This window comes from Streptomyces sp. SUK 48, from assembly GCF_009650765.1.
GTDB lineage: Bacteria > Actinomycetota > Actinomycetes > Streptomycetales > Streptomycetaceae > Streptomyces.
Window position 1 is genome coordinate 1,794,735 of record NZ_CP045740.1, and the last position, 24,580, is coordinate 1,819,314.

A 24,580-nucleotide genomic window follows, 5' to 3' on the forward strand; every position below is an offset into this window, starting at 1 on the left:
TCATGCGGGGCGGGGGGGGGCGTCACATCGCGGGTGCCGGGGCCGGGGCTGTGGTCGGGGCCGAGGCTGTGGCCGTATGCACCGGCGGTGCCGGTGTCTCCGGGGCGTCGGTGGGGTCGGGCGCTGGGGTGGTGGGCAGGTCGCGGCGGCCGGCAAGGGGCTTCGCCAGCAGCAGCAGGCTGCTGACGGCGAGGCCCGAGGTCAGCAGCCACAGCGTCGGCCGCAGCCCGATGGCCGTACCGAGCGCTCCGCCGAGCAGCGCGCCGACCGGCACCGATCCGTAGTTGGCGACGGAGTAGCTCGCCGTGATCCGGCCGAGGAGTTCGGGCGGGCAGTACGTCTGCCGGAACGCGCCCTGGATGACGCTGCCGCAGACCACGCCCACCGACAGGCCCGCGAGGCCAAGCGCCAGGAGCACGGCCCGCGCGCCCGCGCCCGCCAGCGGGATCAGCAGCCCGAGGGGGGCGGTGACGAGTTTGCACAGCAGCATGCCGCGGGCCGTGCCGAAGCGCCGGGCCATCGGGTTCGCGGCGAGGGCGCCGAGGAAGCCGCCCACCCCGCCCGCCGCGAGCAGCCAGCCCACCGCGCCCTCGCCGACGCCCAGTTCACGCACCAGGAAGACGGTGAGGATGGCCTGGCATCCGGTCAGCAGCAGATTGGTGACCGAACCGTAGACCGTGAGCACCCGGAGGTAGGGGTCGCGCAGGGTGTAGCGCAGGCCCTCCCGGATCTCCGCGCGCAGCCCGGAACGTACCCGGGGCTTCTCCACACGCGGTTCGCGGCCGCGGACGGCGAGCAGGGCCAGGGTGGAGACCAGGAAGCTCGCCCCGTCGGCCAGCAGTCCGTTCACCGCGCCGAGGGCCCCCGCCAGCAGGCCGCCGGCGCCCAGACCGCCCAGCTGTGCCACCGACTCGCTGCCCTGGAGCTTGGCGTTGGCCGCGGACAGGTCCTTCTTGGCCACGACGGTCGGCAGATAGACGCGGTACGCCACGGAGAACAGGACGCTCGCACAGCCGGTCAGCAGGGCCACGGCCAGCAGCTGCGCCATGGTGAGGACACCGCACCAGGCGGCGACGGGGACGCTGGCCAGCAGCACCAGCGAGACCAGGTTGCAGGCGATCATCAGCGGGCGCCGGCGCACCCGGTCCACCCAGGCGCCCGCCGACAGCCCGAAGAGCAGCCACGGCAGCCAGGCGGCGGCCGCCAGCATGCTCACCCACAGCGTGTCGGCGCGCAGGGTCACCACGGCCACCAGGGGCATGGCGACGCCGGAGATGCTGCTGCCGAATTTGCTGACGGTCTCCCCGCCCCACAGGAGCCGGAAGTCGTGCCGTCTCCCCGGCCCGCGCCCCTCCCTGTCTCCGCCCACCCCGTCCACTTCGCTCTGTTCGCTCTCTTCGCTCTCTTCGTTCACGGCGACTCGACCATCCCCCGCACCGTCGCGGTGAGCCGGTCGGCCGCGCGCGTCCAGCGCGTCCTGCGGGCCGTCGCCTCGCTCTGCAACCGTTCGAGTTCCGCGGTGAGCCGCCGCAGGGCCACCTCGGCCGAGGCCGCGCCGGGGCCCCCGCCGTAGGAGCAGGCGGCGGCGACGTCCGCGGGGTCCAGCCAGGACGAGCCGTCACCCGGTGCGAGAGCGTCGACCTCGGGCCGGCCGCGACCGGCCTCGGTCAGCGAGACCCCCCGTCCCAGGGCCGACAGCACGGTCTCCCCCACCAGATGGTGGGCCTTGCGGAACGGCATGCCGTCCAGCACCAGGGACTCCGCCAGATAGGTCGCCGTGGTGAAGCCCCCGACGGCCCGCTCCTCCATCCGCTCGCGCTCCGGTTCCGCGCCCGCCACCACCAGCCGCAGCAGGGTGACCGCGTCCAGGGTGCCGGCGAGGCCCGGCCACAGGTGGCGTACCGACTCCGTGCCCACCGCGATGGCGTTGGTGAAGCCCGCCGTGCTCATCGCCGTGGAGGCGGCGACGAAGCTGCCGAGGGCGGCGCTCGACCGGCCCTGGATGTGCTCCAGCAGGAACGGGTTGCGCTTCTGCGGCATCATCGAGCTGGAGCCGACCAGGTCGTCGGCCATCCGCAGCAGCCCGGACTCCTCCGACGTCCAGGTGCTCAGATCCCGGGCGACCCGGGCCATCGTCACCCCGAGGGTGGAGCAGGCGGCGAGCAGGCGGAGCACGAAGTCCCGGGAGGCGACCGCGTCGACCGAGTTCAGCGCGGCGCCGGTGAAGCCCAGCAGTTCGGCCGTGCGGTGCGGGTCGATGCGGACCGAGGTGCCGCCGACGGCACCGGCCCCGAGCGGGTTGACGTCGATCTCCCGGCCCGCCTCCAGCAGCGCCTCCAGGCTCCGCAGCACCGAAGTGGCCACGCCGGTCAGGTAGTGCCCGTAGGTGATCGGCACGGCGGGCTGGCCGTGGGTGTACGCGGGCATGGTGACGTCGCGGTACACATCGGCCGCGGCCAGCAGGATGTCGGCCAACTCGGCGACCTCGGCTAGGAGTTCGCCGTACGGTCCGCGGGTCTTCAGCCGTACGGTCGTCGCGTTGAGGTCGTTGCGGGACCGCCCGGTGTGCAGGACACCGCCGATCCGCTCGCCGAGCCGCTCCACCAGCCTGCCCTCGTAGGCCAGGTAGACGCCGCGGGGCATGGGCATGCCGCGCAGGTCGGCGAAGTCGTCGGCACGCAGGGCCAGGATGGTGTCCAGCAGGACCGCGACCCGGCCGGTGTCCACGATGCCGCGCTCGGCCAGCATGACCAGGTGGGCCAGGTCCACCTCGCTGATCAGGCGCAGCTCCTGGACCAGTCCGTCCCGGCCGGAGCCGGAGTCCGGCAGGTACTGGTCATACACGATCCGGTGCGCCTCGCCGTTGAGCGTGGTCCGCAGCCGGCCGGTGTCGGCCCCGTCGCGGACAGCCCCGTCGCGGACGGCCGTGTCGCGGACGGCCGTGTCACGGACAGCCGTGTCACGGACAGCCGTGTCACGGACAGCCGTGTCACGGACAGCCGTGTCACGGACAGCCGTGTCACGGACAGCCGTGTCACGGACAGCCGTGTCGCGGACGGCCGTGTCGGCTCGGCGGGTGATGGCGCCCAGGGCGTCGATGGCGTCGATGGCGCTCATACGGTCTCCTTGCGGTCACGGTGGTCCGAGCGGTCGGTGCGCTCCGTCCGGTCCGCGGCCGGGGGGCGCAGCGCGGTGGCCAGTCCGGCCAGCGCCTCCTCGGCCGCCCGCGCCGCGGCGGCCGCGGAGGAACCGTTCGTGATCACATGGCCCAGCCGGCCCCGGAAGTCCTCGGCGGGACCTACCGGCGCCTCCGGCGCGCGGTACAGCGCGGCGTCCACCACCCCCGGCACCTCCCGGGCTCGGGACAGGGCCGCCTCGACGGCGTCCGCGGGACCGAGGGTGCCCGCCGCGTCGACGGTGAGGAAGCGGATCGACGCCCCGCCGTCCCGGTCGCCCTCCGGCGTCACCGGCAGCCCGGCCGCCGCCCGCACCTGCGCGGTGACCAGGTCGATCCCCCGGGCGCGGCGCACCAGTTCGGGGATCATCCCGCCGGCCAGCCGCGGGTTGACCTCGATCACCCGGGGCCCGTCGTCGTCCAGCCGCAGCTCCACATGCGCCGCGCCCCAGCCGAGCCCGAGGGCCCGTACGGCGGCGACCGCGCACCCGGTCAGGGCGTCCCGCTGCCGCGCCGGCAGGGCGGCGGGCAGGTCGTGGCCGGTCTCGACGAACACCGGGGGCGGACCGACGTGTTTGGCGACGGTCACCACGGCCTCGTGCCCGACCACCTCGACCGAGAACTCCCGGCCCGTCAGGTACGACTCGACCAGAATCCGGGTCGGCGCGGCCAGCCCCCGCTCGTTGACGGTGGCCGCCAGCAGGGCGCCGGCGTGGTCGGCGACCTCGCCGGGGCTCGCGCACAGCCGTACCCCGACGCTTCCGGAGCCCTGCACCGGCTTGACCACCACGGGCAGGCCCAGCCGGGCGGCCGCGTCGACGGCCTCCGCGACCTCGCCCACCTCCGTGAACCCGGGCACCGGCACCCCGGCCCCGGCGAGGAGGCGGCGCTGGGTGGTCTTGTCGCGGCAGGCCCGTACGGCGTCGGCGGACGGACCGGGCAGGCCGAGCCGGGCCGCCAGCTCGGCGGCGGTGGCCACGAAGTACTCGGAGCTGGACAGCACGCCCGCGATCTCCGTGTCCGCGGCCAGTTCCCGCACCGCCGACCAGAGGGCCTCGGGGTCGGCGGTGTCGACGGTCACCGTGCGCAGGCCGTCCTCGGCGGCGTACGGATAGCGTCCGGGATCGGCGCCGAGCAGCACCGGTTCGATGCCCGCCGCGACGGCCCGCCGTGCGAACTGGCGCCCTGTGCCGGTGGTGTTGGACTCGATCAGGAGGAGCAGCCGGTCGCTCATGCGCCCGCTCCGGGCACCATCACATCGTCGAACCGCCGCCGCGCCCACAGCAGCCGCGACCAGGTCGCCGGCGCGTCCAGCGGATGCTCGACCAGGGCGGGGCCCGCCGGATCGGCGGCCGGGGTGATGCCCTGCTCGCGCAGCCATGCCTCGTTGTAGACGGTCGACTGGTAGCGGTAGCCCTCGTCCGGCAGTACGGCCACCACCGTGCTGTCCGGGTTCTGCCGCGCCCACCAGGCGGCGACCTGGAAGGACGCGCCGCTCGTCGGGCCCATGAACAGGCCGTGGGTGCGGAAGAGTTCATGGGTGGCGTGGAACGCCTCGGGCGCGGTGACCCAGTGCACCTCGTCGTAGGCGGAGTGCCGCACATTGCCGGGGTGGATGCTGCTGCCCAGGCCGCGCAGCATCCGGGGGCGGTCCGGGGTGCCGAAGATGATCGAGCCGTGGGTGTCGACGCCGACCAGGTGCAGGGCCGGGTCGGACAGCCGCAGCGCCGCCGCGAGACCGCCCGTGGAGCCGCCCGAACCGACCGGGCCGACCAGGCAGTCCACCGGGCCGAGGGTGCCGCCGATCAGTTCGGCGACCGAGCCGTACGCGGCCGGGTTGTCGGGGTTGTCGTACTGGCCCGGTACGAAGCTGTCCGGGCGCTCCAGGCGCAGTTCCTCCACCCGGGCGAGCCGGGCGCCCTGGATGCCGCCGGGCTGTCCGGTGTCCTCGACGATCTCCACCGTCGCGCCGAGCATCGTCAGCCGGGTGTACAGCTCCCGGTCGATCGCCGCGTCGCCGACGATGGTGAGGGGGTAGCCGCGCAGCCGGCACACCATGGCGAGGCCGAGGGCGAAGGTGCCCGACGAGGTCTCGATGACGGGGGTGCCCGGCAGCAGGGTCCCGGCGGCCTCGGCCTGGTCGATGATGTAGCGGGCGGGCAGCAGCTTCATCAGGCTGAAGGCGGCCGCGTAGAGGTTGTCGGTGAGTCGGATGATGCGCGGGAGCTCGGTGGCTTCCACTACGGACGAGTGCGCCTTGGCGGCACTCGCGACCACGGTCGTCGTCATGTCAGTCACCCGTCGTGAAGATCCACTGCTCGTGGATGCCCGTGCTGTGCAGAAGGTCTTTCGCGTGTTCGGTGCGGGCCTCGACCTCGCGGTCGTCGCGGTCGAAGAGGATTCCGGCGATGTCCCCGCTGTGGGCGGCCTGCACCCCGAGGGCGCCGACCTCCCGGACGATCCAGCGGATCCGGTCGAGGTCCGGTATCGGCAGATGCCGCTGGTTGATCTCGGTGCTGGCGGTGGCCACCGCGCCCAGGAGGGCCGCGTCCTTCGTCTGGATGGCGTCGCGGAGCATGGCCTGGAGCTCGGCGAAGCTCCGGGTCTCGTCGCTGCCGTACGTGGCGGGCGGGAAGGCGAGCGTGTCGACGCCCTGCCCGTTGTTCTGCGGCCGTGAGCCGAAGCCGAGGACGCGCACCGGCGGCATGCGGTAGCCGAAGTCCTCGATGACCTCGCCGTCGCGCTGCGCGAACAGCACCGAGGTCTCCTCGAACATCAGCGAGTCGGAGGCCAGTTCGGCCTGTACGGCGAGCCGGGCCACGTCCTCGGGGGCCAGCGTGCTGACGAAGGCGTCCTTCACCGCCCAGATGGTGGCGAGGACATCGCTGGTCGAGGAGCCGAAGCCGCGGCACAGCGGGACGTCTCCGGAGAGGTCGAGGTGGCCGCCCACGGGGTGGTCCCCGTCCGGGCTGATCGCGGCGATGGTGAGTTCGGCCGCGCGCAGGGCCTTGGTCTTCCAGGCCGGGGAGACCGTCAGTTCGGCACCGGGGGCCGGCATGAAGGTCGCGTGTGTCTTGTAGATGGTGCAGGGCAGGGTCACCAGGCCCCTGCTGAGTCCGCCCTCGTGGGGGAAGACACCTTGCAGGATCTCGCCGTGATGGATGGGAGCCGAAGCGATACCGAGGCGCCAGCCGGAATGATCAGCCATATCCCTTGCTTCCTCTGAGGCCGGGCCGCTCCTTTGCGTACCGGGTCGGCCGTTCGGACACCTCCACGTTAGGAAAAGGAACCGGCCGAATCCGGTGACCGAGGCGGCAGTTCCGGGGCAGTCACCACGGAGGGGGAAGCGGGGGGCGGGGGCGGCACAGGGCAGGGCGGGGCAGGGCGTTGGCGGGGCAGCGCAGGGCGGTGGACGGTCGGGACCGGGGAACAGGGACCAGGAACCAGGAACCTCCGGCCGGAGGCCATCAGGCGACCGGCCGGAGGTTCCTGGTATCGGTTCTCACGTCTGGCGGTTCTAGCGTCTGGCGGGACGCAGCCGGCCGGCCAGGATCTCGCCGATCGCGCGCAGCGGCTCCGGCTCGGTCATCTCGGCGTGCCGGCAGTCGACGTCGACCTCCTCGATCCGGCCGCGCACGTACGGCGCCCATGCCTCGGCCGCCGTCGACGGGGCGGGCGTGCCGGTGGCGTTGAAGAAGAGCAGGTCGCCGCCGAAGGGCAGGTCCGGCACATGGCGCAGCCGGATCTCCAGGTTGGCGACGGTCGCCTCCACGACGGCGGCGGCGCCCGGCCCGTCGAGTTCGCCGAGCCCGGGTGCCCGGTCCCGTACGAGCCCGGCGAGTTCCCCGACGTCCGGCGCCCCGTCGGCGCAGTGCACGGGCGCGTCCGCCGGCACCTCGCCGAGCAGGCCGTGCAGGACGTCCCCGCCGGTGATCGGCCGCGGTTCGAAGCCCTCCGGCAGCGGATAGGCGTCCAGCAGCCCGAGCAGCCGTACCTCCTCGCCGAGCCGTTCCAGCCGGGCGGCGACGGCGTGCGCGACCATGCCGCCGAAGGACCAGCCGATCAGGTGGTACGGCCCGTGCGGCTGGACCGCGCGGATCGAGGCCAGGTAGTCGTCCGCCATCTCCGCGACGGAGCCGGGACGGCGCTGGGGCTCGGTGAAGTGCCGGGCCTGCAACCCGATGACGGGGTGGTCCTCGCCGATGTGCCGCAGCAGCCCGGCGTACCCCCAGCTGATCCCGGAGACGGGGTGGACGCAGAACAGCGGTGGCGCGGTCCCCTCCGCCGCGCGGGCGGCGCCCTCGGCCGCGCCGCGGATGCGCAGGACGGCCTCCAGCGGGTTGGCGCCGGCGCCGGCGGGGCCGGCCGCGATGTGCTCGGCGAGCAGCTCGGGTGTCGGGTAGCGGAACAGGTCGCTGATCGTCGTGTGCGTGCTCCAGATGGTGCGGATGCGGCTGATCAGCCGGGTGGCGAGCAGGGAGTGGCCGCCGCGGTGGAAGAAGTGGTCGTCGACGGAGGCCGCGGGCAGGCCGAGGACCTCGGCGAACAGGGTGCACAGGACCTCTTCGGCGGGGGTGCGGGGGCCGCGGCCGGTGCGGGGCTGGTCGTCGGGGTCGGGCTGGGGCAGGGCCTTGCGGTCGAGCTTGCCGTTGGTGGTGCGCGGGAGCGCGTCCAGGGCCACGTACGCCGCCGGGATCATGTGGTCGGGCAGCGACGCGGAGGCGTGGGCGCGGAGTCCGGGGATGTCGATACGGGACCCGTCGAGAGGTGTCACATAGGCGATGAGGCCCTTGTTGCCCGGCCTGACCTCGCCGATGACCACGGCCGCCTGGGCCACGGCGGGGTGCCTGCACAGGACGTTCTCGATCTCGCCGGGTTCGATGCGGAAGCCCCGGAGCTTCAACTGCTGGTCGGCACGGCCGAGGTACTCCAGCTCGCCCCGGTGGTTCCAGCGGGCCAGGTCACCGGTGCGGTACATCCGACTGCCGGCCGGACCGTACGGGTTGGCGGTGAACCGGTCCGCCGTGAGAGCGGGTTGGCCGATGTAACCGTGGGCGAGGCCGTGTCCGGCGACATACAACTCCCCCGGCGTGTTCGGAGGAAGCAGTTCGAGGTTCGGGCCGAGGACGTAGGCGTTCTTGCCCGTGACCGGGCCGCCGATGGGGATGGACGCGGCCCCGGAGACGGCGGACTCGGGGGTGATCGGGTGCGTGGTGGTGAAACCCATGCTCTCCGCGGGCCCGTAGCCGTTGATCAGGTGCAGATGGGGGTGGTCGGCGAGGGCCCGTGCCGTGTGGGAGGGCGAAGCCGCCTCGCCCGCCGTCATGGCCTCACGCACCGTGGCGAAGACCTGAGGGTGCTCGTCCAGCATGTGGTTGAACAGGCTCGCGGACATCTGGAGCGTGGTGATCCGGTGCCGCTCGACGAGTTCCACGATCTGATGCGGATCGGTGTGCTGACCGGGCTGGAGAACGCACGTACCACCGTGCAGGAGCGGACCGAACACCTCCAGGGCGAAGGCGTCCCAGGAGACCGGCGAGCACTGCAAGTAGTCCTGCTCGGGGCCGAAGTGAAGGTAGTCCGGGCCCAGGAAGGTCGCCGCCAGGGCGCGATGGGAGGCCGCCACACCCTTCGGGGCGCCGGTCGAACCGGAGGTGAACATGACGCACGCGACGGCCTCGGGGTGGCCGGACGTCTCCACCGACGCACCCGAAGTCCCCGCGATCACCGTCGCGTCGGCCGTCAGGTCGATCAGCGGCGCGGTGTGCTCCAGCGCCGGGAGGTACGCCTGGCCGATCACGGCGGCCGGACCGGTCTGCGCGAGAACGCCGTTCAGCCGCTCCCGCGGGAACTGCGGGTCCAGCAGGGTGTATCCGGCACCGGCCTTCAGCACCGCGAGCAGCGAGGCGATCAGCAGCGGTGAACGCTCCAGATGGATGGCGACCAGGCTGCCCGGCGTCACGCCCCGCGAAGTGAGGTGACGGGCCAGCCGGTTGGACCAGATGTCCAGGTCCGCGTACGTGATCCGCTGCTCCTCGTGGACGAGGGCCACCGCGTCGGGGACCCGCGCCGCCCGTGCGCTGAACAGCCGGTCCAGGGAGAGCCCGGGAGCGGACGTGTCCGGGCCGGCCCAGGCAGTGAGCCGTCCGTGCTCCTCCGCGCCGAGGATCTCCAGCCGGCCGAACGGCAGATCGGGAGTCTCGGCCGCCGCGCCGAGCAGCCGGACCAGGCGCGCCACGGCCGCCCGGACGGTACCGGCGTCGTACAGGTCGGTGGCGTACTCCACGCAGATGTCGAAGCCGGCCGCGCCGCCGTCCTCGGTCCGGTGCTCCTCGAAGCCGAAGGTCAGGTCGAACTTCGCGATCCGCAGTTCAGGCACGACGAACTCGGTTGTCAGGTGCCCCAGTTCGGGTCCGCTGCCGAGGGACTGGCCGACGGTGAGCATGACTTGGAAGAGCGGGTGCCGGGAGGCCGAACGCTCCGGGTTGAGGGCCTCGACCAAACGGTCGAAGGGAACGTCCTGGTGGGCCCAGGCCGCGAGGTCGGTGTCCCGGGCGCGGCGCAGCAGTTCACGGAAGGAGGGGTTCCCGCCAGTGTCGGTGCGCAGGACCAGGGTGTTGACGAAGAAGCCGACCAGATCGTCGAGCGCCTGGTCCGCGCGGCCGGCCACGGGCGAGCCGATGACGATGTCGGTACCGGCGCCCGAGCGGGTCAGCAGCGCGGCCAGTGCCGCCTGGGCGACCATGAGGAACGTGGTACCGGTCTCCCGGGCCAGACCGGTGAGCGCCTGATGCGTCCCGGCCGGGCAGGACACGGTGTGCGTGGCGCCCCGGTAGGAGGCCACGACCGGGCGCGGCCGGTCGGCGGGGAGGGTCACCTCGTCCGGTACGGCTTCCAGGGCGCCGCGCCAGTGGCCGAGCTGGGCGGCGATCAGGCTGTCCGGGTCGTCCGCGTCGCCCAGGAGTTCCTGCTGCCACAGCGTGTAGTCGGCGTACTGGACCGGCAGCGCCGCCCAGCCGGGCGCCTCGGCGTCGGCGCGTGCCCGGTAGGCGGTGCCGAGGTCGCGCATCAGCGGGGTGTTCGACCAGCCGTCCGAGACGATGTGGTGCACCACCAGGAGCAGGACGTGATGGTCCGGTGCCAGCTCGAACAGAACGCTGCGGATCGGGAGTTCGGAGTCGAGGGCGAAGGGCCGTCCTGCCTGCTCGCTGATCCTGGCCGCCAGGGTGTCCGCGTCGGCGCCGAGGACGCTGAAGGGGACCTCCGCCGTGTCGGCCGGGACGATCTGCTGGCGGGGTTCGCCGTGCTCGGCGGGGAACAGGGTGCGCAGGGCCTCGTGTCGGCCCACGACGTCCGACAGGGCGCCGCGCAGCGCCGCACGGTCGAGGTCACCGGTCAGTCGTACGGCCATCGGGATGTTGTACGTCGCCGAGGGGCCCTCCATCTGGTCCAGGAACCAGAGCCGGCGCTGGGCCGGGGAGAGCGGCAGCCGCGCCGGACGCGGCCCGGCCAGCAGTGCGGGGCGAGAGGCTTCGGCCCGGTCGCCGGCGATGCGCTCGGCCAGGGCGGCGACCGTGGGGTGGCGGAACAAGTCCCGTACCAGCAGCCGCACTCCGAAGATCTCCCGCACCCTGGAGACCAGGCGGGTGGCGAGGAGGGAGTGGCCGCCACGGCGGAAGAAGTCGTCGTCCACGCTGGCGGAGGGCAGGCCCAGGACCTCGGCGAAGACGGTGCAGAGAACTTCTTCGGCGGGGGTGCGGGGGGCCCGGCCCTCGGTGGAGTGGCCCGGGAGGCCGGGCTGGGGCAGGGCCCGCTGGTCGAGCTTGCCGTTGACGGTCAGCGGGAGGGCGTCCAGCGCCATGAACACGGCCGGGACCATGTAGTCGGCCAGCGTGCTCTCGGCGTGCCGGCGCAGCGCCTCCGGTTCGATCCGGCTCCCGGCGGCCGGGACGACGTACGCGACGAGCCGCTTGTCACCCGGGCGGACCTCGCGCACGGCGACCGCCGCCTGGGCCACGGCGGGGTGCTTGCACAGGACGTTCTCGATCTCGCCGGGTTCGATGCGGAAGCCCCGGAGCTTCAACTGCTGGTCGGCACGGCCGAGGTACTCCAGCTCGCCCCGGTGGTTCCAGCGGGCCAGGTCGCCGGTGCGGTACATCCGACTGCCGGCCGGGCCGTACGGGTTGGCGGTGAACCGGTCCGCTGTGAGCGCGGGTTGGCCGATGTAACCGTGGGCGAGGCCGTGTCCGGCGACATACAACTCCCCCGGCGTGTTCGGAGGAAGCAGTTCGAGGTTCGGGCCGAGGACGTAGGCGTTCTTGCCCGTGACCGGGCCGCCGATGGGGATGGACGCGGCGTCGGAGGTGATCGGGTGGGTGGTGGTGAATCCCATGCTCTCCGCCGGGCCGTAGCCGTTGATCAGGTGCAGGTGCGGGTGGTCGGCGAGGGCGCGTGCGGTGTGGGCTGGCGAGGCGGCTTCTCCGGCGGTCATGGCCTCGCGGAGGACGCTGAAGACGGCGGGGTGCTCGTCCAGCATGTGGTTGAACAGGCTCGCGGACATCTGGAGCGTGGTGATCCGGTGCCGCTCGACGAGTTCCACGATCTGATGCGGATCGGTGTGCTGACCGGGCTGGAGAACGCACGTACCACCGTGGAGGAGAGGACCGAAGACCTCAAGCGCGAAGGCGTCCCAAGAAACCGGCGAGCACTGCAAGTAGCTCTGCTCGGGGCCGAAGTGGAGGTAGTCCGGCCCCAGGAACGTCGCCGCCAGGGCGCGATGGGAGGCCGCCACACCCTTCGGGGCGCCGGTCGAACCGGAGGTGAACATGACGCAGGCCACGGCCTCGGGATGGCCGGACGTCTCCACCGACGCGCCCGAAGTCGCCGCGATCACCGTCGCGTCGGCCGTCAGGTCGATCAGCGGCGCGGTGTGCTCCAGCGCCGGGAGGTACGCCTGGCTGATCACCACCGACGGACTGGTCTGTCCGAGGGCCTTGTTGAGGCGCTCCAGGGGGAACTGCGGGTCCAGCAGGGTGTATCCGGCGCCGGCCTTCAGCACCGCGAGCAGCGAGGCGATCAGCAGCGGCGAGCGTTCGAGATGGATGGCGACCAGGCTGCCCGGTGTCACGCCCCGCGAAGTGAGATGGCGGGCCAGCCGGTTGGACCAGATGTCCAGGTCCGCGTACGTGATCCGCTGCTCCTCGTGGACGAGGGCCACCGCGTCGGGGGTCGCGGCCGCCTTCCCGCTGAACAGCTGGTCGAGGGAGAGCCGCGGGGCCCGGGTGCGGGGCCCGGCCCACCCGTCCAGCCGGCTGCGCTCGTCGGCCGTCAGCATCTCCAGCGTGCCGACCGGCGCGTCCGGGGTGTCGGCCACCGCGGTGAGCAGTCGTACCAGCCGGTCGAGGACGGCCCGTACCGTTCCCGCGTCGTACAGATCGGTGGCGTACTCGGCGACGATGTCGCATCCGGCCGGCCGGCCGTCGGCGCCGGAGCGCTCCTGGAAGCCGAAGGTCAGATCGAACTTGGCGATCCGCAGTTCCGGGATCACCAACGACGTGTCCAGGGAGCCGAGTCCGGGCCCGGCCGGGTCGAGCGACCGGGCGACCGTGAGCATCACCTGGAAGAGCGGGTGGCGGGAAGCCGAGCGCTCCGGGTTGAGGACCTCGACCAGCCGGTCGAACGGCATGTCCTGGTGCGCCCAGGCCGCCAGATCGGTCTGCTGGGCGCGGCGGAGCAGTTCACGGAAGGACGGGTCGCCGCCGGTGTCGGTGCGCAGGACGAGCGTGTTCACGAAGAAGCCGACCAGGTCGTCGAGGGCCTCGTCCCCGCGCCCGGTGACCGGGGAGCCGATGACGATGTCCGTACCGGCGCCCGAGCGGGTCAGCAGCGCGGCCACCGCCGCCTGGGCGACCATGAAGAACGTGGTGCCGGTCTCCCGGGCCAGACCGGTGAGCGCCCGGTGCGTCCCGGCCGGGCAGGACACCTCGCAGGTGGCGCCCCGGTACGAGGCCACCACCGGGCGGGGCCGGTCCGCGGGCAGCGACACCTCGTCCGGCAGCTCCGCCAACGCGTCCTTCCAGTAGTCGAGTTGGGAGGAGATCACGCTGTCCGGGTCGTCGGCGTCCCCCAGGACCTCCCGCTGCCAGAGCGTGTAGTCGGCGTACTGGACGGGCAGCGGCTCCCAGTGCGGCGCGCCGCCCTCGGTCCGGGCGCCGTACGCGGTCCCCAGGTCCCGCATCAGCGGGGCGTTGGACCAGCCGTCCGAGGCGATGTGGTGCACGACCAGCAGCAGGACGTGGTCCTCGGGGGCCAGCTCCAGCAAGGTCCCGCGGAGGGGCAGGTCACGGGCGAGGTCGAAGGTCTTCGCGGCCAGCTCGCCGAGGGTGGTGGCGAGCGCGTCCTCGGTCACCGGGAGCACCGGCAGCGGGAGTTCGACGTCCTCCTCCGCGAGGATCGACTGGTACGGCGTTCCCTCCTGGGCGGGGAACAGGGTCCGCAGCACCTCGTGCCGGGCCACCACATCCGTCAGAGCGTCCCGCAGGGCCGCGCGGTCGAGAGCGCCGCGCATCCGGACGGCCAGCGGAATGTGGTAGGTCGCGGACGGGCCTTCCATCTGGTCCAGGAACCACAGCCGCTGCTGGGCGAAGGACAAGGGGATCATGTGGACGCTCCCATCCGGCGCATGGGCCGAAGCTTGGGCCGGGCGCTGCCGATACGGTCGAGCTGCTCGACCAGCGTGGCCACCATCGGGTTGTTGAAGAGGGCGCCGATCGGCAGGTCGACACCCATGACGCTGTTGATCCGGCGCACGAGCCGGGTGGCGAGCAGCGAATGCCCGCCCAGGTGGAAGAAGTTGTCGTCGATGGAGACCGAGGGCCGGCCGAGCAGCTCGGCGAACAGGCCGCAGAGCATCTCCTCGTTGGGGGTGCGCGGCGCCCGCCCCTCGGCCGCCGCTCCCGTGTCGGCCGGCTCGGGCGCGGGCAGGGCGCCCCGGTCGAGCTTGCCGTTGGCGGTGAGCGGCAGGGCGTCCAGCTGGACGAAGGCCGACGGCACCATGTAGTCGGGCAGGGTCGCGGACACCTGGGCGCGCAGCTCGGCGATGTCCGCGTGGACGCCCTCGAAGGGGGTGACGTAGGCGATGAGGGCCTTGTCGCCCGCCCTGATCTCCCCGAGCACCACGGCCGCCTGCGCCACCGCCGGATGCCGGCACAGGGCCGTCTCGATCTCACCGGGTTCGATCCGGAAACCGCGCAGCTTGACCTGCTGGTCGGCGCGGCCGAGGAACTCGATCTCGCCCCGGTGGTTCCAGCGGGCCAGGTCGCCGGTGCGGTACATCCGGCTGCCGGGCGGGCCGTACGGGTCGGCGGTGAACCGTTCGGCGGTCAGCGCGGGCCGGTTCGGGTAGCCGGCGGCCAGTCCGGAGCCCGCCAGGTACAGCTCGCCCGGCGTCATGGGCGGGACCAGGCGCATCCGGCTGTCGAGGACGTACATCCGGGTGTTGTCCAGCGGGGTGCCGATCGGTACCGCTCCGGGGCGGTCGTAGGGCCTGCGGACGGTGTGCGCGGCGACCAGGACGGTCGTCTCGGTCGGGCCGTAGCCGTTGAGCACGGTGGTGTCGGGGCAGTGCTCGTGGATACGGCGGACCGCCTCGACGGACATGACATCGCCGCCGGTCAGCACGGTCCGTACGCCCGCCAGCGCCGCCGGGTCGTCCTCGGCCAGCATCTGGAACAGGCCCGACGACAGGACCAGTCCGGTGATCCGGCCCTCGGACAGGACGCGGCTCAGCGCGGTGGTGTCCAGCAGTCCGGGCGGGGCGACGACGAGCGTGCCACCGGTCAGCAGCGGCATCCAGAATTCGAACGTCGAGGCGTCGAAGGCCATCGGCGAGTGCAGCAGCATCCGAGCCCGAGAGGCGAGCGGGAAGCGTTCGTCGGCGGCCAGGTCGGTGATGTTGCGGTGGGTGACCGCGACGCCCTTGGGGACGCCGGTCGAGCCGGAGGTGAACATGGCGTAGGCCGGCTGGTCGGGGTGGACCGGGGGCAGGGGGTCGGCCCCGCCAACCTCCGCTCCCCCAGCCGCCGCTCTCCCGGTCGCCGCTGATCCGGCCGCCGCTTCCCCCGCCGCGCCCTGCGGGCGGTCCGCCACACCGGTGACCGGGATCGTCCGGGCGTGCTCGGAGAGGCCGAGGCCGGTCAGGTCCCGGTCGGTGAGGAAGACCGTGGCCTTGGAGTCCCGGATGATCAGGGCGATGCGGTCGGCGGGGTAGCGGACGTCCAGCGGGACGTAGACCGCGCCGGTCTTGACGACCGCCAGCAGGGCGACCACCGCTTCCAGCGAGCGCTCCAGGAAGAGGACCACGGGGTCACCGGCGCGGATGCCCTCGCCGAGGAGCCGGCGGGCCAGCCGGTCGGTGCGCTCGTCCAACTCGGCGTAGCTGAGGCTTCGTTCACCCATCACCACGGCAGGTGCGTCCGGTTCGCGGGCGACCCGCGCGGCGAACGCCTCCGGCAGCGAGGCCCCGGCCCGGGGGGTCGTCTCGCCGTTCCAGGTGACGAGCAGCCGCCGGCGTTCCTCGTCGCCGAGCATGTCCAGCCCGCCGGCCGGCAGATCGGGGGTGCCGGCCGCCGCGTCCAGCAGCCGGGTCAGGCGGGCCGCGGCGGCCTCGACGGTGCCCGCGTCGTACAGGTCGGTGGCGTACTCCACGCCGAGGTCGAAGCCGGCCGGTTCGCCTCCCGGGGTGCGGTGCTCCCGGAAGGTGAAGGTGAGGTCGAACTTGGCGATCGCGAGCGGCGTGAACTCCGACCGGGCTACCACGCGCGGGAGTTGGGGTACCGGTACGGCCGCGTCGGTGACCGAGAGCATGACCTGGGCGAGCGGGTGCCGGGAGGTGGAGCGCTCGGGGTTGAGGGCCTCGACCAGCCGGTCGAAGGGGACGTCCTGGTGGGCCCAGGCCGCGAGGTCGGTGTCCCGGGCGCGGCGCAGCAGTTCACGGAAGGAGGGGTCGCCGCCGGTGTCGGTGCGCAGGACCAGGGTGTTGACGAAGAAGCCGACCAGATCGTCGAGGGCCTGGTCCGCGCGGCCGGCCACGGGGGCTCCGATGGCGATGTCGGTACCGGCGCCGGAGCGGGTCAGCAGCGCCGCCACCGCCGCCTGGGCCACCATGAAGAAGGTGGTGCCGGTCTCCCGGGCCAGCGCGGTGAGCGCCTGGTGCAACGCGGCCGGGCAGGACACGGTGTGCGTGGCGCCCCGGTAGGAGGCCACGACCGGGCGGGGCCGGTCCGCGGGCAGCGACACCTCGTCCGGCAGCCCCGCCAATACCCCTTTCCAGTAGTCGAGTTGAGTGGAGACCGCACTGTCCGGGTCGTCCGCGTCGCCCAGCACGTCCCGCTGCCACAGCGTGTAGTCGGCGTACTGGACCGGCAGCGGTTCCCAGTCCGGCGGCACCCCGTCGGCCCGGGCCGCGTACGCGATCCCCAGGTCCCGCGTCAGCGGGGTGTTGGACCAGCCGTCCGAGACGATGTGGTGCATCACCAGCAGCAGGACATGCTCATCCGGCGCCGGCTCGAACAGCATGGCCCGCAGGGGCAGTTCGGAGTCGAGGACGAAGGGGCGGCCGGCCTCGTCGGCCATCCTCGCCGCGAGCGTGTCCTCGTCGGCGCCGAGGAGGGCGAAGGGGACCTCCGCCCGGTCCGCCGGGACGATCCGCTGGTACGGCTCGCCGTTCTCGGCGGGGAACAGGGTGCGCAGGGCCTCGTGCCGGGCCACGACATCCGACACGGCACCGCGCAGGGCCTCCCGGTCGAGGCCGCCCGTGAGGCGGATGGCCAGCGGGATGTTGTACGTCGCCGAGGGGCCCTCCATCTGGTCCAGGAACCAGAGCCGTCGCTGGGAGGGGGAGAGCGGCAGCCGAGCCGGACGCGATCCGGCGGTCAGGGCGGGGCGGGTGGCATCGTGCTGGCCGCCGGCGATGTGAGCGGCCAGCGCGGCCGCCGTCGGGTGCCGGAACAGGTCCCGCACCAGTACCTGCGCCCCGAAGATCTCCCGCACCCGCGCGACCAGCCGGGTGGCGAGCAGCGAGTGGCCGCCGAGCCGGAAGAAGTCGTCGTCCACCGCGACCGACGGCAGGCCCAGGGCCTCGGCGAACAAGGTGCACAGGACCTGTTCGGCGGGCGTGCGCGCGGCCTGGCCGCCCGTGCTCCCCCGCAGGACCGGCGCGGGCAGGGCCCGCCGGTCGAGCTTGCCGTTGGCGGTGAGCGGCAGGGCGTCCAGGGTCACGAACGCCGACGGCACCATGTACTCCGGCAGCGCCTCCACCGCGTACCGGCGCAGCGCCTCCGGGTCGATGTCGCACGCGGTGTCCGGGGCGGTCTCGCTCCCGGTGACCGGGACGACGTACGCCACGAGCCGCTTGTCACCGGGACGGTCCTCGCGCACCACGACCGCCGCCTGACCCACCTCCGGACGACGGCTCAACACGGTCTCGATCTCGCCGAGTTCGATGCGGAAGCCGCGCAGCTTGACCTGCTGGTCGGCGCGGCCGAGGAACTCGATCTCGCCGTGCTGGTTCCAGCGGGCCAGATCGCCCGTGCGGTACATCCGGCTGCCGGACGGACCGTACGGGTTCGCGGTGAAGCGCTCCGCCGTCAGTGCCGGACGTCCGAAGTAGCCGGCGGCGAGATGCGACCCGGAGACGTACAGCTCCCCCGTGACGCCCGGAGGCGCGGGGCGGAACCGGTCGTCCAGGACGTACATGGCGGTGTTGGCCATCGGGCCGCCCAGGTGCAGCCGTTCCACCACGCGAGTGTCCGTGGCGAAGACCTGGTAGCTGCAGAACACGGTCGCCTCGGTGGGGCCGTAGGCGTGCACGACGGTGGTGTCCGGGCACCGGTCCAGGACGGTCCGCAGGGCCGTCGCCGACAGGACGTCGCCGCCGGTCCAGATCTCCTCCAGGCGCCCCAGGCTGTCCACGGCCTCGTGCGCCATCGCGTCGAAGAGGGCGGTGGTGAAGTAGGCGGCGGTGACACCGTGCCGGACGATGGCCTCGCCTATCTCCCCGAGGTCGATCTTGGCGGCGGGGAGGATCACCGCGAGGCCACCGCTCAGCAGCGGCACCCACAACTCGTACGTCGAGGAGTCGAAGGCCAGCGGCGAATACGCCAGCACCCGCCGGTGCCGGCCACTCGCCCACCACGGGTCCAGGGCCAGCTCCACCACATTGCGGTGCGTGTTCACCACACCCTTCGGCGTCCCGCTCGACCCCGAGGTGTACATCACGTACGCCGCCTGACCGGCGGCGACGGACAGACCCAGCGGCGCCGACTCCCCCTCGACGACAGTGATTTCGGCGCCCACCCGCACCACCGGCAGACCACCGGCGAACTCCGTCGCATCCGCACCACGATCGGTCACCAGCAAGGCCGCGCCGGTGTCCCGCAGCATCCAGCCCAGCCGCTCCCCCGGCTGGCGCGCGTCCAACGGGACGAGCGCACCACCCGCCTTCAACACCCCCAGCATCGCGACGACATACTCCACCGACCGGTCCAGGAACAAGCCCGCCCGGTCGCCGGGACGCACCCCGGCCGCGACCAGCCGACGGGCGAACGCGTCGGACGCGGCGTCCAACTGCCGGTAGGACAGCTCGGCTTCACCGCATATCAGCGCCACCGCTTCGGGCGTACGGGCCGCCTGGGCCGCGAACAGCTCCGGCAGGGAGGCGGCGGGCAGGTCGGTCTCCGTGTCGTTGTAGTCGACGAGGAGTGCGGCGCGCTCGGTCTCCCCGAGCAGTTCGATCCGGCCGATCGGGGTCTCGGGTTCGGCGACGGCCGCGCCGAGCAGCCGGACCAGCCGGGCGGCCGCGGCCCGCATGGTGACGGCGTCGTAGAGGTCGGTGGCGTACTCGATGGTGATGTCGAGGCCGGCCGGTCCGCCGTCGCGGGTGTGGTGCTCGTGGAAGTTCACCGTGAGGTCGAACTTGGCCGCGCCCAGCGGGAGCTGGCTCGCGCTCGTGTCCGCGCCGGGCAGGACCGGAGCCGGGTCGACGGCGTCGGCCACGGTGAGCATGACCTGGAAGAGCGGGTGCCGGGAGGCGGACCGCTCCGGGTTGAGCGCCTCGACCAGCCGGTCGAACGGCACGTCCTGGTGGGCCCAGGCCGCGAGGTCGGTCTCCCGGGCCCGCCGGAGGAGTTCACGGAAGGAGGGGTCCCCGCTGGTGTCGGTGCGCAGGACCAGGGTGTTGACGAAGAAGCCGACCAGATCGTCGAGCGCCTCGTCGCCGCGCCCCGCGACGAGGGAGCCGAGGGCGATGTCGGTACCGGTGCCCGAGCGGGTGAGCAGCGCCGCGACGGCCGCCTGGGCGACCATGAAGAAGGTGGTGCCGGTCTCCCGGGCCAGCGCGGTGAGCGCCTGGTGCAACGCGGCCGGGCAGGAGACGGTGTGCGTGGCGCCCCGGTAGGAGGCCACGACCGGGCGGGGCCGGTCCGCGGGCAGCGACACCGTGTCGGGCAGCTCCGCCAACGCGCCCTTCCAGTAGTCGAGTTGAGCGGCGAGCACACTGTCCGGGTCGTCCGCGTCGCCCAGGAGTTCCTGCTGCCACAGCGTGTAGTCCGCGTACTGGACCGGCAGCGGCTGCCAGCCGGGTGCCGCCCCGTCGGCCCGGGCCGCGTACGCGGTCCCCAGGTCCCGCATCAGCGGGGTGTTCGACCAGCCGTCCGAGGCGATGTGGTGCACCACCAGCAGCAGGACGTGGTCATCCGGCGCCAGTTCCAGCAGCGTCCCCCGCACGGGCAGGTCACGGGCGAGATCGAAGGCCACGCTTCCGGCCAGCTCGCCGAGGGTGTCCCCGAGCGCGTCCTCGGTCGCCGGGACCACCGGCAGCGGAAGATCGACCGACTCCGCCGGCAGGACGGACTGGTACGGCGTGCCGTCCTGGGCGGGGTACACGGTCCGCAGGACCTCGTGCCGGGCCACGACGTCCGAGAGGGCGCCGCGCAGCGCCTCCCGGTCGAGGCCGCCCCGGACCCGGACGGCCAGCGGGATGTTGTACGTCGCCGAGGGCCCCTCCATCTGGTCCAGGAACCAGAGCCGTCGCTGGGCCGGGGACAGCGGGACCGTGTCACCGCGCTCGGCCGGCACCAGCGCGGGACGGTCCTCCGCGACCGCCCCGGCGAGATGACCGGCGAGCAGGGCGGCCGTCGGGTGGCGGAAGAAGTCGGTGAGCGACAGCCGGGTGCCGAGCAGGGCGCGGATGCGGCAGACGAGGCGGGTGGCGAGCAGCGAGTGGCCGCCGAGCCGGAAGAAGTCGTCGTCCACCGCGACCGACGGCAGGCCCAGGGCCTCGGCGAACAGGGTGCACAGGATCTCCTCCACGGGTGTCCGCGCGGCGCGGCCGGCCGCGCCGCCGCCCAGCACCGGTTCGGGCAGGGCCCGCCGGTCGAGCTTCCCGTTGGCGGTGAGCGGCAGGGCGGCCAGCCGGACGAAGGCCGACGGCACCATGTACTCCGGCAGTTCCCCCTCCACGTACCGGCGCAGCGCCTCCGGGTCGGTCTCGCTCCCGGCGACCGGGACGACGTAGGCGACGAGCCGCTTGTCACCGGGACGGTCCTCGCGCACCACGACCGCCGCCTGCCCCACCTCCGGGCGACGGCTCAACACGGTCTCGATCTCGCCGAGTTCGATCCGGAAGCCGCGCAGCTTGACCTGCTGGTCGGCGCGGCCGAGGAACTCGATCTCGCCGTGCTGGTTCCAGCGGGCCAGATCACCCGTGCGGTACATCCGGCTGCCGGACGGACCGTACGGGTCTGCGGTGAAGCGCTCCGCCGTCAGCGCCGCGCGCCCCAGATAGCCGGCGGCGAGATGCGACCCGGCGACGTACAGCTCGCCCGCCGCGCCCGGCGCCGTCGGGCGCAGCCACTCGTCCAGGACGTACATGGCGGTGTTGGCCATCGGGCCGCCCAGGTGCAGCCGTTCCACTACGCGGGTGTCCGTGGCGAAGACCTGGTAGCTGCAGAAGACGGTCGCCTCGGTGGGGCCGTAGGCGTGCACGACGGTGGTGCCGGGGCAGTGCGCGAGCACCTTCTCCAGGGCGGTCCTGGACAGGACGTCGCCGCCGGTCCAGATCTCCTCCAGGCACCCCAGGCTGTCCACGGCCTCGTGCGCCATCGCGTCGAAGAGGGCGGTGGTGAAGTAGGCGGCGGTGACACCGTGCCGGACGATGGCCTCGCCTATCTCCCCGAGGTCGATCTTGGCGGCGGGGAGGATCACCGCGAGGCCACCGCTCAGCAGCGGCACCCACAACTCGTACGTCGAGGAGTCGAAGGCCAGCGGCGAATACGCCAGCACCCGCCGGTGCCGGCCACTCGCCCACCACGGGTCCAGGGCCAGCTCCACCACATTGCGGTGCGTGTTCACCACACCCTTCGGCGTCCCGCTCGACCCCGAGGTGTACATCACGTACGCCGCCTGACCGGCGGCGACGGACAGACCCAGCGGCGCCGACTCCCCCTCGACGACAGTGATTTCGGCGCCCACCCGCACCACCGGCAGACCACCGGCGAAGTCGGTCCCGCCCGAACGGCGGTCGGTCAGCAGCAGGACCGCGCCCGTGTCGCGGAGCATCCAGGACAGCCGCTCCTCCGGCTGACGGGCGTCCAACGGGACGTACGCGCCACCCGCCTTCAACACCCCGAGCATCGCGACGACATACTCCACCGACCGGTCGAAGAGCAGCCCGAGCCGGTCTCCGGGGCCTACCCCGGCCGCCACCAGCCGACGGGCGAACGCGTCGGACGCGGCGTCCAACCGGCCGTAGGACAGCTCGACTTCGCCGCACAGCAGGGCTGCGGCTTCGGGTGTGCGCGCCGCCTGGGCGGTGAACAGGTCGTGCAGCGGCAGCTCGGGAAGGGCCACCGCGGTGCTGTTGTACTCGTCGATGTCGACCGAGTGGGCCTGACCGGCCTGCTGCTGGGGCATCTCACACACCAATCTCGAGGATTCGGGGCTGCGCTCGCGCGCGGAAGGGGGCGGACCGCCGCGACCGCGATCGGCGCCGACGGGAGGAGCGGGAGGTGGCCAGAGCCGGTCCGGCGGGCCGCTCTAGTGCAGGACGTGCGCGAGCGGTGGGCGTACGTCGGCGGGGAGCTGGAGGTCCTCCGGGGACAGGGCGTCGACCCGGTACTTTCCGACGGCGCTGATCAGCATCCGCAGCTCCAGGGCCATGCTCTCGGCGAGCCGCAGCAGTCCCGCGTCGCCGTCCTCGTCGACGGCCAGCAGGGCCGCCCGGCCGAGCCCGACCGCCCTGGCGCCGAGGGCCAGGGCCTTGACCGCCCGGGTGCCCTCCCAGATCCGTCCGCTGGCCAGCAGGCAGCGGCCGGTGCGGCCGATCCGGGTCAGGCAGTCGCCGAGCGGCAGCCCGACCTGGGCCAGGAACCCGTTCGGCGCCCACGCGGTGCCCGCCTCGGCGCCGTCGACGGTCACCGCGTCCGCGCCGGAGGCCCACGCGGTGGCCGCGGCGTGGGCCACGTCCCGCCCGGGGTGGAGCTTCACCCAGACCCGTACGCGTGGGAAGTTGTTGCGCATCAGCCGGATCTGCTGGCGCAGGATCTCCTCGGTGAACGTGCCGGGGCTGCTCAGCCGCAGCACCCGGTCGCCGGCGCCGAACACCTCCTGGGTGGCGTACTGTTCGGCGATCCGCCCGGCCGCCTCGCGGTCCAGTACCGTCAGCCCGCCGAGGCCCGGCTTGGCGCCCTGGCCGACCTTCAGCTCGAAGGCCAGCTTCCCGGCGGCCAGCAGCGGCTGGGACACGGGGTCGCTGTAGAGGAGGTTCCACACCTCGGCGTCCGCGTCCTCGGTGGACTGCTGGACGACCACACCGCCGTACTCCTCGTTGCCGAACGCGGCGGCCGCCTCGGTGTAGGCGGTGATACGGCCCGTCATCGAGGAGACCTCGGCCTCGCTGGCACCCCGGTAGCCGTTGACGGGGACCACGTTCTCGCCGATCACCATCGGGATGCCCAGCCGTCCGGCCTGCGCCCCGGCGGCCTCCCCGAGGTCGCGGCTGGCGACCTGGGTGGAGCCGAACGCCGAGACGTACAGCGGCAGCCGGGAGGCGAACCCGCCGATGACGGTGTCCAGTTCGACGTCCGTGTACAGCGGCTCGCGGGCCAGCTCGATCAGCTTCTCCAGCCGCTCCGGCATGAACACCGGCGGCACGATCCGGGTCCGCTCCAGCGGGTCGCCCAGGTCCTGCCCGGCGGGTACGGCGCCGACCAGGCCGGTGCCGTAGACGGACAGGTCGGGGAAGGCGGCCGCGGCTCCCAGCCGGGCGCGGCGGCGCACCTCCTCCTCGGGGAAGCCGGCGGCGCTCAGTGCGGCGCTCACGCGGACACCACTCCCGGCAGCTTCGGGTAGGCGCTGGCCTCCCAGACGGCGGTGCGGCCGGTGACGTACCGGGTGAAGCGCTCCAGGCCGATGCCGAAGCCGGAGCTGGCCGGGATGCCCCGGCGGGCCAGGTCCAGGTACCAGCCGTACTTGGCGGGGTTCTCGCCGGTCTCGCGCATCCGGGTCACCAGCGTCGCGTAGTCGTGCTCGCGCTCGCTGCCGCTGGCCAGTTCGCCGTAGCCCTCGGGGGCGATCAGGTCGAAGTTGCGGAGCACGCCCGGGCGCCGGGCGTCCTCGCGGTCGTAGAAGCCGCGCGAGCCCTTGGGGTAGTCGACGACGAAGAAGGGGCGGGCGGAGCCGGCGGACAGGATCTCCTCGCCCCGCCAGTCGATCTCCGCGCCCGGGTCCTGCGGGTGCCCGAGGGCGACCAGGTCGGCGGTGGCCCGCTCGTGGCTGGTGCGGCCGAAGGCGCCGGTGACGGCCGCGCGCAGGGCGTCCTCGTCCCGGCCGAGCAGCTCCAGTTCGGCGGGCATGTCCCGCAGGACCTCCGCCACGGTGTGCGCGACCAGGGCCTCGGCGAGCGCCATCGCGTCCTCGCGGCGGGCGTCCCGTATCTCCACGTCGATCTGGTGGAACTCGGCGAGGTGGCGGTGGGTGACCGCCGTCTCCAGCGGTTCCAGCCGCACGTTGGGCGCGATGTAGAAGATCTTGTCGAAGGCGGCGAGCGTGGCCTGCTTGTAGAGGATCGCGCTGGTCATCAGCTTGTACTTGTGGCCGTAGAAATCGACGTCCACCTGCTTCGAACCGCGGATGCCGGGGTCGGTCACCGGGCCGATGAGCGGCGGCAGCAGCTCCTGGAAGCCGTGGCCCGCGAGGAAGGCGCGGACGGCGGTGAGCATCCGGTTCTGCACCCGCAGGGTGGCTCGGGTCCCGGCGGCGGTCAGGTGCGCGTCGAGGGAGGCGGGCAGCGGGGGCGGGGCCTGGAGGGTGGCCGGTCCGGCGGACTCGGCGGTCGACACGGTCATGGGT

At 73.1% G+C, this 24,580-nt stretch carries 9 protein-coding genes; all 9 read right to left on the minus strand.

Annotated features, from left to right (window positions below; translation table 11 throughout):
- Window positions 1-22: 22 nt before the first annotated feature.
- The 9 genes from GHR20_RS07600 to GHR20_RS07640 all read right to left on the minus strand — a co-directional run bounded on the left by GHR20_RS07600 (window position 23) and on the right by GHR20_RS07640 (window position 24,576).
- Entirely contained in the window at window positions 23-1,414 is a 1,392-nt protein-coding gene (locus GHR20_RS07600) for an MFS transporter (RefSeq protein WP_243877970.1), read from the minus strand.
- Entirely contained in the window at window positions 1,411-3,117 is a 1,707-nt protein-coding gene (gene argH / locus GHR20_RS07605) for an argininosuccinate lyase (RefSeq protein ID WP_153812720.1), read from the minus strand. Before argH ends, GHR20_RS07600 begins: the two co-directional genes overlap by 4 nt.
- Window positions 3,114-4,409, minus strand: a complete 1,296-nt coding sequence (locus tag GHR20_RS07610) for an ATP-grasp domain-containing protein (RefSeq protein ID WP_153812721.1) — start codon at window positions 4,407-4,409, stop codon at window positions 3,114-3,116. The genes argH and GHR20_RS07610 overlap by 4 nt, the downstream gene beginning before the upstream one ends.
- Entirely contained in the window at window positions 4,406-5,464 is a 1,059-nt protein-coding gene (locus GHR20_RS07615; RefSeq protein ID WP_111581169.1) for a PLP-dependent cysteine synthase family protein, read from the minus strand. Before GHR20_RS07615 ends, GHR20_RS07610 begins: the two co-directional genes overlap by 4 nt.
- 1 nt (window position 5,465) lies before the next feature.
- Entirely contained in the window at window positions 5,466-6,383 is a 918-nt protein-coding gene (locus tag GHR20_RS07620) for a kinase (protein WP_153812722.1), read from the minus strand.
- Between the two features lie 309 nt (window positions 6,384-6,692).
- Window positions 6,693-13,835, minus strand: a complete 7,143-nt coding sequence (locus GHR20_RS07625; protein ID WP_153812723.1) for a non-ribosomal peptide synthetase — start codon at window positions 13,833-13,835, stop codon at window positions 6,693-6,695.
- Window positions 13,832-22,144, minus strand: a complete 8,313-nt coding sequence (locus tag GHR20_RS07630) for a non-ribosomal peptide synthetase (RefSeq protein ID WP_153812724.1) — start codon at window positions 22,142-22,144, stop codon at window positions 13,832-13,834. Before GHR20_RS07630 ends, GHR20_RS07625 begins: the two co-directional genes overlap by 4 nt.
- 123 nt (window positions 22,145-22,267) lie before the next feature.
- The gene (locus GHR20_RS07635; protein WP_208446844.1) at window positions 22,268-23,551 is read right to left on the minus strand and encodes a glutamate synthase-related protein; all 1,284 of its coding nucleotides are present in this window, start codon (window positions 23,549-23,551) and stop codon (window positions 22,268-22,270) included.
- Window positions 23,548-24,576: an asparagine synthetase A gene (locus GHR20_RS07640; protein ID WP_153812725.1), complete on the minus strand. Its 1,029-nt coding sequence runs from the start codon at window positions 24,574-24,576 to the stop codon at window positions 23,548-23,550. Before GHR20_RS07640 ends, GHR20_RS07635 begins: the two co-directional genes overlap by 4 nt.
- Window positions 24,577-24,580: the final 4 nt, after the last annotated feature.